Below are 16,084 nucleotides of genomic sequence, written 5' to 3'. Positions count from 1 at the left end.
GTAGAACGCTCCGCGAATTAGACTGTATTCTATTTTGACATATAGGAAGGAAGCTGTACAGATGGAAAAGTCCTCGGGCTCCCGAAGCCGGCGCTACGCCCGCTTCGCGCGCGGCTTCAGATCGGCGATGAACGCCTGCACGGCTTCGACGCCCGCGCGATGAACGGTCTCGTCCTCGGCGGTCAGCTGGGGCAGCGCTTCCTCGACCTTGCGGACGATGGCGCTGCCGACGATGACGCCGTCGCATTGGCCGGCGAACCGCTCCGCCTGCTCGCGGGAAGAGATCCCGAAGCCGACGCAGATCGGCACGCTCGCCGCTCTGCGCACGGTGGCGAGGAACGAATCGATCCCTTCGTGGAACGTCGCGCGCACCCCGGTCACGCCGAGGGACGAGACGCAATAGACGAAGCCTCGTGCCTTGGAAGCGATCCGCTCGACGCGCGCCTCCGACGTCGGGGCGACGAGCGGGATCAGGTGGATGCCCGTCCGCTCGGCGATGGCCCGCGTCTCCGCGTCTTCCTCGAGGGGAAGATCCGGAATGATGACGCCGCTGAAGCCGTGCTCCTGCAGCAGGGAGAAGAACCTCTCCAGGCCGAGCTGGAGCGCCGGGTTGAAATACGTGAACAGAATGAACGGCATCCGGACGCCGCGGCGGCGGGCTTCCGATGCGACCGCCATGCAGTCGGTCAGCTTGATCGGCTGGCGGAGCGCCCTCTCGGACGCCCGCTGGATGACGGGTCCGTCGGCGAGCGGATCGGAATACGGCACTCCGAGCTCGATCATGCTCGCGCCGGCGGCCTCCGCGGCCTGGACGAGCTCGACCGAGACGTTCAAGTCCGGGTCGCCCATCGTCAGGAACGGGATGAGGGCCGTCTCTCCCTTCGCCTTCAGCTCGGCGAATACCGTATCGATGGCGTTGGCGGTTGCGGTGCTCATTGCGATTCCCCTCCCAGGTACGGCATGATCGCTTCGACGTCCTTGTCGCCGCGGCCGGACAGGCTGACGACGACGATCGAATCCTTCGGCAGCGTCGGCGCCAGCTTCACCGTATGGGCGATCGCGTGCGACGATTCGAGCGCCGGAATGATACCTTCCTGCCGCGACAGAAGCTGCAGCGCTTCGAGCGCTTCGGCGTCCGTGATCGGCACGTATTCCGCTCTCTTCGTATCCTTCAAGTACGCGTGCTCCGGTCCGATGCCCGGGTAGTCGAGGCCTGCCGAGATCGAATGGGCTTCCTGCACCTGCCCGCCTTCGTCCTGCAGCACGTAGCTCATCGAGCCCTGGAACACGCCGGGACGGCCCTTGGTCATCGTCGCCGCATGCTTGTCGGTGTCGACGCCGCGGCCGGCCGCTTCGACGCCGATCAGGCGGACGGATTCGTCGCCCACGAAGTCGTGGAAGATGCCCATCGCATTGCTCCCGCCGCCGACGGCCGCGACGACGACGTCCGGCAGACGGCCTTCCTGCTTCAGCAGCTGCTCCTTCGCTTCGACCCCGATGATGCGCTGGAAGTCGCGAACCATCATCGGATACGGGTGCGGCCCGGTCACCGAACCGAGAATGTAGTACGTGTCGTCGACGTGGCTGACCCAATAGCGCAGCGTCTCGTTGCAGGCGTCCTTCAGCGTCCTCGTGCCCGACGTGACCGGAACGACTTCCGAACCGAGCAGGTTCATCCGGAACACGTTCAGCTTCTGGCGCTTCGTGTCTTCCTCTCCCATGAACACCTTGCACTCCATTCCGAGCAGCGCCGCCACCGTCGCGGTCGCGACCCCGTGCTGGCCCGCTCCCGTCTCGGCGATGACCTTCTTCTTGCCCATCCGCTTCGCCAGCAGCGCCTGGCCGAGAGCGTTGTTGATCTTGTGCGAGCCGGTATGGTTCAGGTCCTCGCGCTTCAGATAGATCTTGGCGCCGCCGAGATGCTTCGTCAGTCTCTCCGCATAATAGAGAGGCGACGGCCGGCCCGCGTATTGCGCTAATAGATAATTAAGCTCGTCCAGGAATTCCGGGTCGTCCTTGTATCGGTTGTAAGCCTCTTCGAGCTCGAGCAGCGCGTTCATCAGCGTCTCCGGCACGTACCGGCCGCCGAACGGCCCGAAGCGCCCGTAAGTATCGGGTACTTGAATCATGATGGCTTCTTCACCCTTTCCGCGAATGCGGCGATTTTGGCATTGTCTTTGACGCCGTCGGTCTCCACGCCGCTGGAGATGTCGACGCCGTCCGTCTCGTAGCGGGCCAGCAGCTCTCCGACGTTGTCGGGGCTCAGGCCCCCGGCCACGATCAGCTTCAAGCCGAGCGAGCGGGCCTTCTCCCGGTATTCGGGAATCAGATCCCACCGGAACGTCCGTCCCGTTCCTCCCCCGGCCGTGTCGATGAGCACGGCGGACACCGCGCCCCGGTACGCTTCCAGGCGGGAAGCGCCGCCCGCGGCCTCTCGGGATTCGCCGGACTTTCCGGTCCCTTCGCCTTCGCCTTCGCCGGCCGCCCCGGCCGCTCCAGGTTCGCCTTCGGCGGGCAGGGCGCGCCACACTTCCACGCCGAACCTCTCTCCCGCTTCCTTGGCGAATTCGGGAGATTCGTCCCCGTGCAGCTGAACGACGTCCAGCTGCACGGCCGCCAGCGTATCCGCCAGCTCCTGCATCGTCGGATTGACGAACACGCCGACGGCCCGCGGCGGACGCCCGCCCGCCATCGCCGTCGCCTTCGCCGCGGCCAGAAGCGACGCCGCCCGCTCGGGGGACACTTGGCGCTTGCTCGGCGCGAACAAGAACCCGACGTAGTCGACCGGCAATCCGTTCATGCCGGACAGCGTCGCTTCATCCTTGATGCCGCATATTTTGACCAGCGGCCGGTCTTCGCGCTCCGCCATCAGCGGACGCCTTCCTTCCGGGCCGGACCGAGCAGCGCGTTCACCGCCGCTCCTACGTCGTCATGGCGCATGAAGTGCTCGCCGACGAGCACGGCATGGGCGCCGGCGCGGCGAACGAAGTCGACGTCTTCCGGCGACGAGATCGCGCTCTCGCTCACCGTCGTCACCCCCGGAGGCAGCAGCGAGATCAGCTCCTCCGTCACGCGCAGATCGGTCTTGAACGTGTGCAGGTCGCGGTTGTTGACCCCGATCAAGCTCGCTTGGCCGATGTCCAGCACCGTCTCCAGCTCGGGACGGTTATGCACCTCCACCAGCACGTCCAAGCCAAGGGAGCGCGCCAGGGAGTGGAACGAGGACAGCTGCTCCTTCGTCAGAATGGCGGCGATGAGCAGCACGGCGTCGGCGCCGATGAGGCGAGCCTCGTAAATCTGGCTCTCGTCGATCGTGAAGTCCTTGCGGAGAAGCGGGACGTTCACTTCCGCCTTCACCCGGGTCAAATACTCGTTGCTTCCTTGAAAATAATCGGTATCGGTCAGAACGGAGATGCAATCCGTTCCCGCCGCTTCGTACGCCTTCGCCAGCGCGACCGGCTCGAAGTCGGGACGGATGAGCCCCTTGGAGGGGCTCGCCTTCTTCACTTCCGCGATCAGCCCGACCGGACGCTTGCGCGCGCCTTCCTTCAGCGCGGCCTCGAAGCCCCGGCAAGCGGGCATGGCGGAGATCGTTCTCTCCGCGTCCGCGAGGACCAGCGTGCTTTTCAACCGTTCGACTTCCTGCCGCTTCGTCGCGACTATCCGATCAAGAAACATAGCTCACTTCTCCCGTCGTCTCGATCCATTGTTCCAGCTTGCGAAGCGCCGCGCCCGAATCGATCGTGCGCGCCGCCAGGGCGACTCCGTCCGCCAGCGTGTCCGCGCGCCCCGCCACGTAGATGCACGCGCCCGCGTTCGCCAGCACGACTTCGCGGTACGCGCCGCGCTCCCCGCCGAGCACGCGCCGGATGATCGCCGCGTTGACGACGGCGTCTCCGCCCTTCACCTCGCCGAGAGAGACCGTCTGAAGGCCGAGGTCCTCCGGCGTAATATCGTAAGTCGTCACTTCTCCGTTCTTCAGCTCCGAGATGCGGGTCGGCGCCGAGATGCTGATCTCGTCCAGGCCGTCGTGGCTGCCGACGACCATCGCCCGCTTCAGGCCGAGCCGGCCGAGCACCCGCGCGACCGTCTCCGTCTTCGTCCGGTCGTAGAGGCCCATCAGCTGGCGGTCGGCATTCGCTGGATTGGCGAGCGGCCCGAGCATGTTGAAGATCGTCCGGACGCCCAGCTCGCGGCGCGGCGCGGCGGCGTGCTTAAGCGCGGGATGGTACAGCTGGGCGAACAGGAAGCAGATGCCCGTGCGCTCCAGGCACTCGGCCGCCTGCTCCGCGGTCAGCGAGATGTTGACGCCGAGCGCCTCGAGCACGTCCGCGCTTCCGGCCTTGCCGGACATGGCGCGGTTGCCGTGCTTGGCCACGCGCGCGCCCGCGGCGGCGGCGATGATCGCCGACGAAGTCGAGATGTTGAATTTATGAATGCCGGAGCCGCCGGTGCCGCACGTGTCGAGCAGATCGTCGGTCTCCGTGCGGACGCGATCCGAGAACGAGCGCATCGCTTCGGCGAAGCCCGTAATCTCGTCGACCGTCTCGCCCTTCATTCTCAAGGCGACGACGACGCCCGCGATCTGGGAGGGAGTCGCTTCTCCGCTCATGATGCGGCTCATGACCGCCTTGGCTTCGTCCAGCGTCAGATCGCCGCCGCCCGTCAGCTTGGCGAGCGCCTGCGGCATCGTCAGCATGCCGTCCATGTTATCGATCATCGTTCTCTCCTCCTGTTCGTTAGGCGTAATCCAGGCTCGACCTGCGGTCGGCGGCGGCGGCCAGCTTCCCGGAGCTTCGCGCCGGGAACGCCGCTTCGGCGGCGCGGATCGCCTTGAGCATCCCTTTGGCCTTGTTGACCGTCTCCTCGTATTCCTTCTCGGGGACGGAATCCCAGACGATGCCGGCGCCCGCTTGGACGTAGGCTTTGCCGTTCTTGAAGATGATCGTCCGGATCGTGATGCACGTATCGAGATTGCCGGAGAAGCCGAGGTAGCCGATCGCTCCCGCGTAGGCGCCTCTCGCTTCGTTCTCCAGCTCGGCGATGATCTCCATCGCCCGCAGCTTCGGCGCGCCCGACACCGTTCCGGCCGGGAGGCAGCTCAGGAAGGCGTCGAAGAAGTCCTTGTCCTCCCGGAGTTTGCCCGTCACGTTGGAAACGATATGCATGACGTGGGAGTAGCGCTCGATCTCCATGTAGGAATCGCATTTGACCGAGCCGTAAGCGGACACCCGTCCCAGATCGTTGCGTCCGAGATCGACGAGCATGACGTGCTCGGCTCTCTCCTTCTCGTCCGCGAGCAGCTCCTTCTCGAGCGCCAGGTCTTCCTCCGGCGTCCGGCCGCGCGGTCTCGTTCCCGCGATCGGCCTCGTCTCCACGCGATCGCCGTCGACCTTCACCAGCAGCTCCGGGCTCGTGCCGACGATCACCTCTTCGTCCAGCTTCAGCACGTACATGTAAGGGGAAGGATTCATCGTGCGCAGCACCCGGTACACTTGCAGCGGATCGACTTCCGTCTCGATGTGGAACCGTTGGGACAGAACCGCCTGGAAGATGTCGCCCGCGCGGATATACTCCTTCGCCTGCTCGACGTTGCGGATGAACTGCTCCTTCGTCAGGTTGGACCGAACGTCGCCGAGCTCCGGGTCCGCGGGAGGCGCTCCGGAAGCCGAGACCGCCGGGGCGGAGGGACCTTGCAGGCGCTGGACGATCTCCTCGATGCCGAGAGACGCGTCCTGGTACGCGATCCGGATGTCCGCCTCCGACGCTCCTTCCTTGACGTGAACGTTGCCGATGACGAGCACTTGCTGCTTCAAGTGGTCGAACACGACGACGCGGTCGCAGAACATGAACTGCATGTCGTCCATGACCAGATCGTCCGTCTTGTGCGGCGGCAGCTTGCGCTCGTAATACTGCAGAAGATCGTAACCGAAGAACCCGATGGCTCCCCCCGTAAAAGGAGGCAGGTCCGGCAGCGCGGGGCTGCGGTATTGACGCAGCCTCTCCCGCAGGAGCTTCAGCGGATCGTCCGTCGCGAACGATTGCGATTTGCCGCCTTCCGAGATGGTCACTTTATTCTTCTTCAGCTTGAGGATGAGAAAAGGATCCGTCCCGATAAACGAATACCTCGCCCATTTGATGCCGCCCTCCACGCTCTCCAGCAGGAAGGCGCGGCGATCCCGGCTCAGCTGCTGGAAGACCCGGATCGGGGTCTCCGTATCGGCCATCAGCCGGCGCACGACGGGTATGACGTTGTACTCCCCCGCCAGTCGGATCACGTTCTGAAGCTCCTGCTCGCGCTGTTCCATGTTCCTTCTCTCTCCTCTCCGAGCCGCGCCGGCACGCGGTCTCGCCACTGAAGTCCCGGAAGGCCGGCCGCGGACGCCTCGGGCGCCGGGTTCGGCTTCCGCCGGGGACCTAATCGAATCGCAGAGAAAAACAAAAAAGCATCTCCGCTTCCGCAGAGATGCGTTCGTTCGATAAGGGACAGGTTCGGACAGGCCGACGGCGGCGCTCCGGTTCATCGTTAAACCGGGCCTTCCGAGGCCGAATCTCTGCCGACTTCCTCGTCTGAACGCGCGCGTTCCCCGAGGCGTACGGCACCTCCGCTCATCTCGTCTCTGCTAAGCTCACCCTCGCGTAAGTCGTCGTCCCTCCGGCCGACGGTTCCGCGACAAGTTCTATTGCCACTATAGCACCGCCGGGCGCCCGCGTCAACGGGCCCGCGACAAGTCCGGCCGCAGCGCTTCCGCGCCGCCCAGATAGACGTGTCTCATGTCCGCCTGCTTCAGGTCCGTGTTCACGAGCACCATGAAGCGGATGCACTTCTCCAGGCTCCCCTTCACGGGAATCTCGACCGAGCACATGAGCGGAACGTACTCCCAGCCCTCGAGCTCGCGGATCGACTTCGCCGGGAACGCCGCGTCGATATCCTGCGTGACCGTAATATAGACGCAGGCGATGTCCTCCGGCGCGATCCCGTTCACTTCGACGATCGCGTTCATGAGCTGGACGGAAGCGTCCAGAATCTGCTGCCTCTCGTTGGTTTCTACCGTGATCGCCCCGCGAATTCCCCTTACGCTCATGGCTTGCCGGCCTCCTCCTTCAGTTGCTCCACGATGTCGCGCACCCACTGGACCGGGACGTCTCCGCGAATCTCCACTTCTCCGATCCGCTTCGGCACCACGAACACCATGCTGCCTTCCTTGAACTTCTTGTCGTGCTGCATCGCGCTCATGATCGCGTCCGTGTCGTAGCCGGCCGGGATTCGCACCGGCAAGCCGAACTTGCGCAGCAGCCGCTCCGTCTCGGCCGCAAGCTCGTCCCCGTAGCCGAACTTGGCGGCGAGCCGGGCCGAGCCGACCATGCCGATCGAGATCGCTTCGCCGTGCAGCAGCTCCCCGTAATGCGAGACCGCCTCGAGCGCGTGGCCGATCGTATGCCCCAGGTTCAGAATCGCGCGCAGGTCGTTCTCCTTCTCGTCCCGCGAGACGACGATCGACTTGACCCGGCAGCCTTCGTAGAGGCCGCGGCCGAGCGCGTCGGGCTCGAGAGCGAGCAGCCTCTCGGCGTTCTCGTCGCACCAGCGCGCGAACGATTCGTCCCAGATGAGCCCGTGCTTGATCATCTCCGCGTAGCCCGACCGGACGTCGCGCGGGGGCAAGCTCTTCAGCGTATCGAGGTCGTACAGGACGATCTCCGGCTGGTGGAACGCCCCGATGATGTTCTTCGCCAGCCGGTGATTGACCGCGACCTTCCCGCCGACGCTGCTGTCGTGCGCGAGAATCGTCGTCGGCATCTGGACGAACCGGATGCCGCGCATGTAGGAGGCGGCCACGAAGCCGGCCAGATCCCCGACGACGCCGCCGCCGAGGGCGATGACCGTCGAGCGGCGGTCGAGCCCCGCCTCGAGCGCGGCCGTCACGAGCTCCTCGAACGCGGCTAGAGACTTCGACTTCTCCCCGGACGGGACGACCGCCCGCGCGACCGAATAGCCCGCCGACTTCAGCGACTCCTCGACGGTGCCGGCGTACAGGCCGTCCACCGCGCTGTCCGCCACGAGCAGAACCGGAGACTTGACGGGGAAGCCGCGTTCCGCGAACAGGCTCCCCGTTCTCTTCAGCAACCCGGCCCCGATCAGAATCGGATAGGACCGTTCCCCCAGATCGACCGTCAGCTCCCGAATCTCCGCTCCCCCGGCCATCAATATTCAGCCGCCTGTCTCAGGTAGTTGTCGTAGTTCGCGCGGATCTCCTCCATCGAATCGCCGCCGAACTTCTCGAGGAACGCCTTCGCCACTTCCCAGGCGACGACGCTCTCCATGACGACGCTGGCCGCCGGAACCGCGCAGGCGTCCGAACGCTCGACTTGGGCCGTGAACGGCTCCTTCGTGTCGATGTCGACGCTCTGCAGCGGCTTGTACAGCGTCGGAATCGGCTTCATGACGCCGCGCACGACGATCGGCATGCCGTTCGTCATTCCGCCCTCGAAGCCGCCCAGCCGGTTGCTGGCGCGGTGATAGCCTCTCTCTTCCGAATAGAGAATCTCGTCGTGCACCTGCGAGCCGGGACGGTTCGCGGCTTCGAAGCCGATGCCGAACTCCACGCCCTTGAACGCGTTAATGGAGACGACCGCTTGCGCGATGCGACCGTCCAGCTTGCGATCCCACTGCACGTGGCTGCCGAGGCCGATCGGCAGGCCGGTCACGATGCATTCCACGACGCCGCCGATGGAATCGCCGTCCGCCTTCGTCTGGTCGATAAGGGCGATCATCTTCGCTTCGGTCTCCGGGTCGGCGACGCGAACCGGCGATTCTTCCGTCTTCGCGATTAGCTCCTCGATCGGCAGGTCCGGCGTCGGAGCGACGATGCCGCCGATGGAGACGACATGGCCGGCGACGCGGATGCCGAACTTCTCGAGCAGTTGGCGCGCTACCGCGCCGACCGCCACGCGGGCCGCCGTCTCGCGGGCGCTCGAGCGCTCGAGCACGTTGCGAAGATCCTTCAGATCGTATTTGATGCCGCCGTTCAGGTCGGCGTGGCCGGGACGCGGCCGGTGAATCCGGCGCTTGGCCTCGTCGTTCCCTTCGATCGGCTCCACGTTCATGACGTTCGTCCAATGCTTCCAGTCGTTGTTGGCGACGACGAGGGCGACCGGCGCTCCGGTCGTGCGTCCGTGGCGAACGCCGCCGACGATCTGGGCCGTATCCTTCTCGATCTGCATCCGGCGTCCGCGGCCGTGGCCCTTCTGCCTGCGATGCAGCTGGAAGTTGAGCGCTTCGAAGTCGATCTCGAGATTGCTGGGCAGTCCTTCGATGATGGCGGTAAGCTGGGGACCGTGGGTCTCTCCCGCGGTCAGATAACGTAAGCTCAAGTCTATGATCCTCCTCATATGAAGCCCGGCGAATCCCTCTTCCGGCGTCGCGAATACAGGGAATTCGGTCCGATGCGGCGATCCGGGACGAACGCCCCCGTCGATGCGCTTTATTGCTTCAACCCGATAAACTCTTTGCTCATTATAGTACAGCCTCGAAGATTTTGACAAGAAAACAGCCCGTCACGAACGGACGGACTGTTTGCGGAGCTTCATCGGCGGTTCGGGCAGCGTATCCCGCACGAACCCGAGCAAATCCTGATTGTCGAGCCCCAGGATTTGAGCGCATTCCTGCGAGGAGATCAGTCCGCGGCGATAGGCGGCAATCACTTTGCGCTTATCCATGGAGTTCCTCCGGTATGGAATTGGTTATTCCTAGTATCGCTTGCGCGGGGCAAGCTCATACCGTGCGCCGGTAGAAAAACGTGTCCGCGGTCTCCAGGCCGTATTGACCCGGAGAGAAAATCTGCTCCGTGCTGCCGACGAACAGCAGGCCGCCCGGCTTCAGCGCCTTCGCGAACTTCGCGTAGAGCGTCGCCTTCGCTTCCTCCGTGAAGTAGATCATGACGTTGCGGCAGACGATCAGATCGAACCGCTCGCCGAACGGATCGAGCAGCAGGTTCTGCTTCTGGAAGCGGATCGCCCGCTTCAGCTTGTCCGCCACGCGATAGGCGCCGTCCTCCGGCTTGAAGTAGGCGCGGGCGAAGTCGGGCGGAACGTCCCGAAGCGATCGCTCCAGGTAGACGCCTTCCTTCGCCTTCGCGAGCACCCCTTCGTCGATGTCGGTCGCCAGGATGGAAGAAGAATCGAGGACGCCGAGACGGTCGAGAATCATCGCCAGCGTGTACGGCTCCTCGCCGGTCGAGCAGGCGGCGCTCCACACCTGCAGCCGGTTCGTCTGCTTGATCATCTCCGGGAAAAACTTGTCCTTCAGCACTTGCCAGCGGTTCGGATTGCGCCAGAACTCGGAGACGTTGATCGTCATCCGGTCGAGGAATTCGTTGCGCAGCTTCGCGTCGGCCGAGAGAGCGGCGAAGTACGAGGCGAAGTCGTTGAATCCGTGCTTCAGCCGAAGCGTCGTCAGCCTCCGGCGCATCTGCGTCTCCTTGTACTGCGACAGGTCGATCGAGGTCGTCCGGCGGATATCGGCTACGAATCTGGCGAAATCCTCGTCTTCCGGAGACCGTCGCAGCGGGCTAGCTCCCAGTTCCTTCATGCCGGTTCACACGCTCCCAATGATGCGATTAAATCCACTTCTGGATGACTTTCTCGTAGGAGGTCAACTCGGATTCTCGGAAGAAGATGCCGATCTCGCGTTCCGCGTTATCGTGCGAGTCCGAGCCGTGAATCAGATTGTAATTCGTATGTATCGCGTAATCCCCCCGGATCGTGCCGGGAGCCGCTTCGAGACCGTTCGTCTTCCCGATGAGCTGGCGGGCGGCGGCGACCGCGTCGTCCCCTTGCCACACCATGGCGAAGACCGGTCCGGAGGTGATGAAGGTCAGGAGCCGCTCGTAGAAGTCCTTGCCTTCGTGCTCCGCGTAATGCTTCTTCGCCTGTTCCAGGCTGACGTGCATAAGCTTGGCGCCGACCAGCTGCAGCCCCTTGCGCTCCAGACGGCCGACGATGTCTCCGATCAGTCCCCGCTGCACGCCGTCGGGTTTGACCATCAGATACGTTCTCTCCATTACCGATCCCCCTTCTCGTCGTTGCCTCGTTTGTCTCATTCTACCATAATCAATAGCTTCTCTGGGCGACGAATTTCGCGATATCGGCCAGATTCTTCCTCGCCGGAATGTTCGGCAGCTTCTCCAGCTCCCGCAGCGCCTTGTCCTTGAAGCGGTCGGCCAGCAGCTCGGAAGCGCGGATGCCGCCGCTCGCCCGCACGAGCTTCACCGCGGCCGCGGAATCCGCGGCCCCCTCGCCGTCGCGGATGCGGGCGATCTCTCTCAGCAGCTCGTCCCGAATCGCCGGCTCGTTCAGGGCGTGGAGCACCGGCAGCGTGATGTTGCCCTGGCGCAGGTCGCTGCCGGGAGGCTTGCCGATCTTCTTCTCCGTTCCGCAAATATCGAGCAGATCGTCCGTAATCTGGAACGCCATGCCGACTTGATAGCCGAAGCGGTACAGGGCGTTGCTGACGGCGGGAGCGGCGCCGGCCGCGATGGCGCCGAGCTGGCAGCTGATCGCGATCAGCAGCGCGGTCTTGCGCCGGATCCGCAGCAGGTAATTGCGGACCGACTGATCCGTGTTGAAGAAGTCGCGGATCTGCTCCATCTCTCCGATGCACATCTGCACGATGGCGCCGGACAGAATCTGATGGATGCGCGGATCGCCGAGCTCGCTCGCCACGACCAGCGCCTTGCCGTTGATGTAGTCTCCGGTGAACATCGCGATGCGATTGTCCCATTTGGCCTTGACCGTCGGCTGTCCGCGCCTCGTCGCGGCATCGTCGATCACGTCGTCGTGGACGAGAGACGCCATATGGATCAGCTCCAGCGCGGCGGCGATCGGCTTGATCCGGTCCAGGGAGTATTCGCCGAACTTGCCGCCGAGCAGCACGATGACGGGGCGCAGGCGCTTGCCGCCGGCCTTCAGCAAGTGCTGGGCGGATTCGTTCAGCAGCGGCAGATCGGAGGACACGCTCTTCGCGAGGGTATCCTCGATCGTCTGCAGATCCGACTTCAAGGAAGCGTACAATTGCATCAACTTCATAGGTTCACCTTCGGAAGGGAATATGGCCTGTTTAAGCGTGAACGGAATCCGGCCAATCCGCTAGGGTCACGGCCTTGTCCAACAGGCCGAGCTCCCTCGCATATTGAAAGTACAGGGACAGTCCGGCCCTCTGGTCGGGACCGAAGTCGTGGCACAAGCCGCGGAAGTAGCCGCGCCAATACTCGGGCGTGCCGCCCACGCGGCGTACGGCTTCCCCGACGAGCGGCTCCGGGTCGGCCGCGGAGCGACGCTTCGAAGCGACCAGCTCGCGGTAGATCTCCGCGATCGCCTCCGGATTCCTGCGCACGGCGTCCTTGCGGACCGCCCATACGGCGAAGGTCATCCAGCGCCCCGTCCACAGCCTCCAAATATCGCCGAGATCGAGCACCCGGTATCCGTGGTCGCGCCAGGACGCCTTGATGGCATGGTCGCCGATAAGCAGGGCGGCGTCGGCCTTCTCCAGCATCGAGTCGAGACACGGCTCCGCGGTCTCGTAGACGGGGCTCCCCCCATAGAACTTCCGCATGACGATCTTCAGAAGATTGACGGTCGTCGCCGACGTCGTCGTCAAGGCGATGCGGCCGTCGCGCGCTTGCTCCAGGGGCGACTTCAGGAACAGCAGCAGCGACTGGACTTGCCCGAGCGCGCTGACGGACAGGTCCGGCAGCAGCCAATAGTCCTCGGAGTTTAAGCCGTAGGCGAAGGAGGAGATCGCCGCGACGTCGATCTCCCCGGCGCGCAGCTTGCGGTTGAGATCCGCCGGCATGCCGTAGACGAGCTCCGTCTCGGCGCGAAGCCGCGTCGGGTCGAAGTGGTGGAAGACGGGCCAGACGTTCGTGTAATCGATGCGGCCGATCCGGATCGGCGCGGAATCAAGCTTGGTCATCGGGTTCTCCCCACCTCCTGTACAGCCGGTGCGGGATTCCCATGGAATCCATCACTTTGCCGACCATGAACCGCACGGCGTCGTCCAGCGTCTGCGGCCCGGAATAGAAGGCCGGCATAGCCGGAATGATGCGTACGCCGAGCCGCGCGAGCTTCAGCATATTCTCGAGATGTATGGCGTTCAGCGGCGTCTCGCGCGGCACGAGCAGCAGCGGACGCCCTTCCTTCAGCGCGACGTCGGCCGCCCGGGCCAGCAGGTTGTCCGACGAGCCGTGGGCGATCGCCGACAGCGTCCCCATCGAGCAGGGCACGACGGCCATCCCTTCGCAGACGAACGAGCCGCTGGCGATCGCGGCTCCGATGTCGCCTTGGGGATGGTAGACGAAGCGCTCGTCCCCCTCTTCGAGCCCGAGGCCCGATAGCAGCGCTTCCCTGCGCTTCGTCGCGTCCCAGCCCATCTCTTCCTTCAGCACCCGCCAGGCGGCGTCCGACACGACGAGATGCACCTGAATGCCGGCGGCGATCAGCTCCTTGACCAAGGTGACGCCGTAGACAGCCCCGCTCGCCCCCGTCCAGCCGACGACCCACCTGCGAGGCGCCGCGCGGCCCGCTTGTCCCGTTACCACGACTTCACCACCACGAGATCGATGAACGTGAACACGAACACGACGGTGCTGACGACCCAGTTCATCGTGAAGAACGCCGCTTGCAGCTTGCTCATGTCGGAAGGCTTCACGAGCTGATGCTCATAGAACAGCAGGCCCGCCGAGACGACGGTGCCCGCCAGATACCACCAGCTGAGATCGGTCGTCGCCAGCAGCAGAACGAAGCCGATTACCGTCACCGCGTGCATGGCCTTCGCGATGCGAAGCGCCTTCTCGACGCCGAAGCGGGCCGGAATCGAGTGCAGTCCTTCCTTCCGGTCGATCTCGATGTCCTGGCAGGAGTAGATGACGTCGAAGCCGGCCGTCCAGAGCGCCACGCTTAAATAGAGGATAACGGCCGGAAGCGAGATCGTTCCCGTCACCGCCACCCAGCCGCCTAAAGGCGCAAGGCCGAGCGTCAGGCCGAGAACGACGTGGCATAGCCAGGTGAAGCGCTTCGTGTAGGAATAAATAACCGTCATGAAGACCGCGATCGGCATCAGCTTCAGCGCGAGCGAATTCAGGTTGGCCGCCGCCCAGAAGAGCAAGGCGAACGAGACGACGATGAACAGGATGACTTCTCCGGCCTTCAGCAAGCCCGCGGGAATCGCCCGCTTCTCGGTGCGCGGATTGCGCGCGTCGATCGCCCGGTCGATAACCCGGTTAAGCCCCATCGCGGCGCTTCTCGCGCCGACCATCGCCATCAGGATCCAGCCGCATTGGGCCCAGGTGGGGAGATGATGGTTCTCCGTCACCGAGCCGAGAATCGTTCCGACGTACGCGAACGGCAGCGCGAACATCGTATGCTCGATCTTGATCATTTCGAGGAAAATCTTGATTTTGCGAATCATATTCCGTCGTTCCCCTTCGTCCCGATATGCAACGCGGCGACGCCGCCCGTGAGCGGGTACGCCCTGACGTTGCGCATGCCGGCGCTCCGGAACATCTCGGCCAACGCCTGCAGATCGGGGAAGTTCACGAGAGATTCGGGCAGCCAGCGGTATTGCTCGTAGCGTTTGACAAGCCACTTGCCCATAAGCGGCATAAGTCTCTGGAAGTAGAAATTGAAGAGCCACTTGAACGGCTGCCACATCGGCTTCGACACTTCGAGGCAGACGACCTTGCCGCCCGGCTTGACGACCCGCTTCATCTCGCGCAGCACGCGGTCGATGTCCGGCACGTTGCGCAGGCCGAAGCCGATCGTGATGAAGTCGAAGCTGTCGTCGGGAAAAGGAAGCTCCATCGCGTTGCCCTGGACGAGCTCGATCGAGCTCCCCAGGCCCAGCTTGTCGACCTTGGCCTGTCCGATGTCGAGCATGTTGCGGCTGAAGTCGAGCCCGACCGTCCGGGCCCCGCCGTTCGCGCGGGCGAGATCGATCGTCCAGTCGCACGTGCCGCAGCAGACGTCGAGGGCGGTGTCGCCCGGCTTGACGTCCATCTTGCGCATCGTGAATCTCCGCCACGCCTTATGGCGGCGGAAGCTGATAATATCGTTCATCATGTCGTACTTCGGCGCGATGCTCTCGAAGACGGCATGCACGTGACTCTTGTCGGACCTAGCGTTCACACGGCTCACCCCAATTCTGTCATCGCGGTTGCGCGCACGGGGCCGATAGCCCTGAGGAACGGCTCCACGAGCGGCTGCAGTTCTTTGGCCAGCTTGTCGGAGGGCAGCCGCTGCAGCAGCGACTGCAAATGCGCGACCGCCTGTCCCAGCAGGCCGGCCAGCTTCTCGGAGACGGAATACTTGTCGAGCAGAGGCCTCAGCAGGCTCGGATCGTCCTTCTTCTCGACGACCGCCCGGCGATCCTCTTCCGTTCCCTCCTGCAGGATGTGCCAGACGCCCCAGCTGCCGCCGAGCACGCCGGGCTTCTCCATGCGCGCCATCTCCTGCAGGAGCAGCTCGCAGCGGGCGAAGCTTCCGACGACTTCCGGCCACAGCCTCTCGTACAGGCCGCCCATCAGGTGCGTGAACGACTTAAAAAGGCCGGACTTCAGCTCCGCCCCGTGCAGCAAGTATTCCTCCGCGTCCAGCTTCATCTGCTTCATTCGGGAATAGAAATGGACCTTGATCCGGTTCAGCTCGCAGATCGCGTCCCCGAGCCTCCGCACCATCTCGATCTGGCCGGCCTGCGACAGAATATTATAGAAGCGGCCGCTGAAGTAGTCGCCCGCGAGCACCTTGAGCTGGCGCGCGCGCATGGCGATCAAGCCGCCTCTCTCCGGAGCCGGCCCGTCGTCTACCATATCATGGGTATCCAGACCCATCTGGACGAGCGAAGCGACGACGGCCAGCATCTCCTTGCGGGTGGCGGAGGCCGGCTGATGGGCCAGCATCGCGTGAAGAAGCCGAATCCGTCCTTCCGGGAACTCCGGCAAGTCCGTATGGATCGAGATCATGTCGTAGTCCATATATTTCTGGGCCAATTGTGCCAAAGGTTTACGTGTCATTGTTCAGCCTCCGAGCATTC

General features: G+C 64.1%; 18 protein-coding genes. All 18 read right to left on the bottom strand.

The genetic code is table 11. The features are described from left to right. Positions 1-93: 93 nt before the first annotated feature. Positions 94-936, bottom strand: coding sequence for a tryptophan synthase subunit alpha (gene trpA, locus H7B90_RS02085; protein WP_185134208.1), 843 nt, complete (start codon positions 934-936; stop codon positions 94-96). Continuing rightward, positions 933-2,129 (bottom strand): tryptophan synthase subunit beta, encoded by a 1,197-nt coding sequence (gene trpB / locus H7B90_RS02080; protein ID WP_185134207.1) that lies wholly within the window; start codon positions 2,127-2,129, stop codon positions 933-935. Before trpB ends, trpA begins: the two co-directional genes overlap by 4 nt. Next, positions 2,126-2,869: a phosphoribosylanthranilate isomerase gene (locus tag H7B90_RS02075; RefSeq protein WP_185134206.1), complete on the bottom strand. Its 744-nt coding sequence runs from the start codon at positions 2,867-2,869 to the stop codon at positions 2,126-2,128. Before H7B90_RS02075 ends, trpB begins: the two co-directional genes overlap by 4 nt. Beyond that, positions 2,869-3,678, bottom strand: a complete 810-nt coding sequence (trpC, locus tag H7B90_RS02070) for an indole-3-glycerol phosphate synthase TrpC (RefSeq protein WP_185134205.1) — start codon at positions 3,676-3,678, stop codon at positions 2,869-2,871. The genes H7B90_RS02075 and trpC overlap by 1 nt, the downstream gene beginning before the upstream one ends. Beyond that, the gene (gene trpD, locus H7B90_RS02065; protein WP_185134333.1) at positions 3,668-4,708 is read right to left on the bottom strand and encodes an anthranilate phosphoribosyltransferase; all 1,041 of its coding nucleotides are present in this window, start codon (positions 4,706-4,708) and stop codon (positions 3,668-3,670) included. Before trpD ends, trpC begins: the two co-directional genes overlap by 11 nt. A 31-nt stretch (positions 4,709-4,739) precedes the next feature. Further along, on the bottom strand, positions 4,740-6,308 hold the full coding sequence (gene trpE / locus H7B90_RS02060) for an anthranilate synthase component I (RefSeq protein ID WP_185134204.1): 1,569 nt from the start codon (positions 6,306-6,308) through the stop codon (positions 4,740-4,742). 405 nt (positions 6,309-6,713) lie between these two features. Further along, the gene (gene aroH, locus H7B90_RS02055) at positions 6,714-7,085 is read right to left on the bottom strand and encodes a chorismate mutase (RefSeq protein ID WP_185134203.1); all 372 of its coding nucleotides are present in this window, start codon (positions 7,083-7,085) and stop codon (positions 6,714-6,716) included. Next, the gene (aroB, locus tag H7B90_RS02050) at positions 7,082-8,203 is read right to left on the bottom strand and encodes a 3-dehydroquinate synthase (RefSeq protein ID WP_185134202.1); all 1,122 of its coding nucleotides are present in this window, start codon (positions 8,201-8,203) and stop codon (positions 7,082-7,084) included. Before aroB ends, aroH begins: the two co-directional genes overlap by 4 nt. Continuing rightward, positions 8,203-9,372, bottom strand: coding sequence for a chorismate synthase (aroC, locus tag H7B90_RS02045; protein WP_246578468.1), 1,170 nt, complete (start codon positions 9,370-9,372; stop codon positions 8,203-8,205). Before aroC ends, aroB begins: the two co-directional genes overlap by 1 nt. Before the next feature lie 183 nt (positions 9,373-9,555). After that, positions 9,556-9,717 (bottom strand): hypothetical protein, encoded by a 162-nt coding sequence (locus H7B90_RS02040; protein WP_185134200.1) that lies wholly within the window; start codon positions 9,715-9,717, stop codon positions 9,556-9,558. 55 nt (positions 9,718-9,772) lie between these two features. Beyond that, positions 9,773-10,588, bottom strand: coding sequence for a CheR family methyltransferase (locus H7B90_RS02035; RefSeq protein ID WP_185134199.1), 816 nt, complete (start codon positions 10,586-10,588; stop codon positions 9,773-9,775). 28 nt (positions 10,589-10,616) lie between these two features. Further along, a complete protein-coding gene (gene ndk, locus H7B90_RS02030; protein WP_185134198.1) occupies positions 10,617-11,060 on the bottom strand; it encodes a nucleoside-diphosphate kinase in 444 nt (147 codons plus the stop codon). Positions 11,061-11,109: 49 nt separating this feature from the next. After that, on the bottom strand, positions 11,110-12,084 hold the full coding sequence (locus H7B90_RS02025; RefSeq protein WP_185134197.1) for a polyprenyl synthetase family protein: 975 nt from the start codon (positions 12,082-12,084) through the stop codon (positions 11,110-11,112). A gap of 31 nt (positions 12,085-12,115) precedes the next feature. Next, positions 12,116-12,970 (bottom strand): menaquinone biosynthesis protein, encoded by an 855-nt coding sequence (locus H7B90_RS02020; RefSeq protein WP_185134196.1) that lies wholly within the window; start codon positions 12,968-12,970, stop codon positions 12,116-12,118. Then, on the bottom strand, positions 12,957-13,595 hold the full coding sequence (locus H7B90_RS02015; protein WP_185134195.1) for a UbiX family flavin prenyltransferase: 639 nt from the start codon (positions 13,593-13,595) through the stop codon (positions 12,957-12,959). The genes H7B90_RS02020 and H7B90_RS02015 overlap by 14 nt, the downstream gene beginning before the upstream one ends. Beyond that, the gene (locus H7B90_RS02010) at positions 13,589-14,464 is read right to left on the bottom strand and encodes a UbiA-like polyprenyltransferase (protein WP_185134194.1); all 876 of its coding nucleotides are present in this window, start codon (positions 14,462-14,464) and stop codon (positions 13,589-13,591) included. The genes H7B90_RS02015 and H7B90_RS02010 overlap by 7 nt, the downstream gene beginning before the upstream one ends. Further along, positions 14,461-15,180, bottom strand: coding sequence for a demethylmenaquinone methyltransferase (locus H7B90_RS02005; RefSeq protein WP_376701710.1), 720 nt, complete (start codon positions 15,178-15,180; stop codon positions 14,461-14,463). Before H7B90_RS02005 ends, H7B90_RS02010 begins: the two co-directional genes overlap by 4 nt. A 5-nt stretch (positions 15,181-15,185) precedes the next feature. Further along, positions 15,186-16,064: a heptaprenyl diphosphate synthase component 1 gene (locus tag H7B90_RS32680; RefSeq protein ID WP_185134192.1), complete on the bottom strand. Its 879-nt coding sequence runs from the start codon at positions 16,062-16,064 to the stop codon at positions 15,186-15,188. Positions 16,065-16,084 lie beyond the last annotated feature (20 nt).

Origin of the sequence: Cohnella xylanilytica (assembly GCF_014212175.1) — a bacterium.
In the GTDB taxonomy this organism is placed as follows: domain Bacteria; phylum Bacillota; class Bacilli; order Paenibacillales; family Paenibacillaceae; genus Cohnella; species Cohnella xylanilytica.
This window is presented reverse-complemented; position numbering and strand designations above follow the sequence as displayed.

What these genes read in the sequence shown, in the direction of transcription:
- H7B90_RS02035 (WP_185134199.1), bottom strand. Translation starts at nt 10,588, where the DNA reads ATGAAGGAACTGGGAGCTAGCCCGCTGCGACGGTCTCCGGAAGACGAG.
- H7B90_RS02020 (WP_185134196.1), bottom strand. Translation starts at nt 12,970, where the DNA reads ATGACCAAGCTTGATTCCGCGCCGATCCGGATCGGCCGCATCGATTAC.
- H7B90_RS02025 (WP_185134197.1), bottom strand. Translation starts at nt 12,084, where the DNA reads ATGAAGTTGATGCAATTGTACGCTTCCTTGAAGTCGGATCTGCAGACG.
- H7B90_RS02010 (WP_185134194.1), bottom strand. Translation starts at nt 14,464, where the DNA reads ATGATTCGCAAAATCAAGATTTTCCTCGAAATGATCAAGATCGAGCAT.
- trpC (WP_185134205.1), bottom strand. Translation starts at nt 3,678, where the DNA reads ATGTTTCTTGATCGGATAGTCGCGACGAAGCGGCAGGAAGTCGAACGG.
- H7B90_RS02075 (WP_185134206.1), bottom strand. Translation starts at nt 2,869, where the DNA reads ATGGCGGAGCGCGAAGACCGGCCGCTGGTCAAAATATGCGGCATCAAG.
- H7B90_RS02040 (WP_185134200.1), bottom strand. Translation starts at nt 9,717, where the DNA reads ATGGATAAGCGCAAAGTGATTGCCGCCTATCGCCGCGGACTGATCTCC.
- trpD (WP_185134333.1), bottom strand. Translation starts at nt 4,708, where the DNA reads ATGGACGGCATGCTGACGATGCCGCAGGCGCTCGCCAAGCTGACGGGC.
- trpA (WP_185134208.1), bottom strand. Translation starts at nt 936, where the DNA reads ATGAGCACCGCAACCGCCAACGCCATCGATACGGTATTCGCCGAGCTG.
- trpB (WP_185134207.1), bottom strand. Translation starts at nt 2,129, where the DNA reads ATGATTCAAGTACCCGATACTTACGGGCGCTTCGGGCCGTTCGGCGGC.
- aroH (WP_185134203.1), bottom strand. Translation starts at nt 7,085, where the DNA reads ATGAGCGTAAGGGGAATTCGCGGGGCGATCACGGTAGAAACCAACGAG.
- trpE (WP_185134204.1), bottom strand. Translation starts at nt 6,308, where the DNA reads ATGGAACAGCGCGAGCAGGAGCTTCAGAACGTGATCCGACTGGCGGGG.
- H7B90_RS32680 (WP_185134192.1), bottom strand. Translation starts at nt 16,064, where the DNA reads ATGACACGTAAACCTTTGGCACAATTGGCCCAGAAATATATGGACTAC.
- aroB (WP_185134202.1), bottom strand. Translation starts at nt 8,203, where the DNA reads ATGGCCGGGGGAGCGGAGATTCGGGAGCTGACGGTCGATCTGGGGGAA.
- ndk (WP_185134198.1), bottom strand. Translation starts at nt 11,060, where the DNA reads ATGGAGAGAACGTATCTGATGGTCAAACCCGACGGCGTGCAGCGGGGA.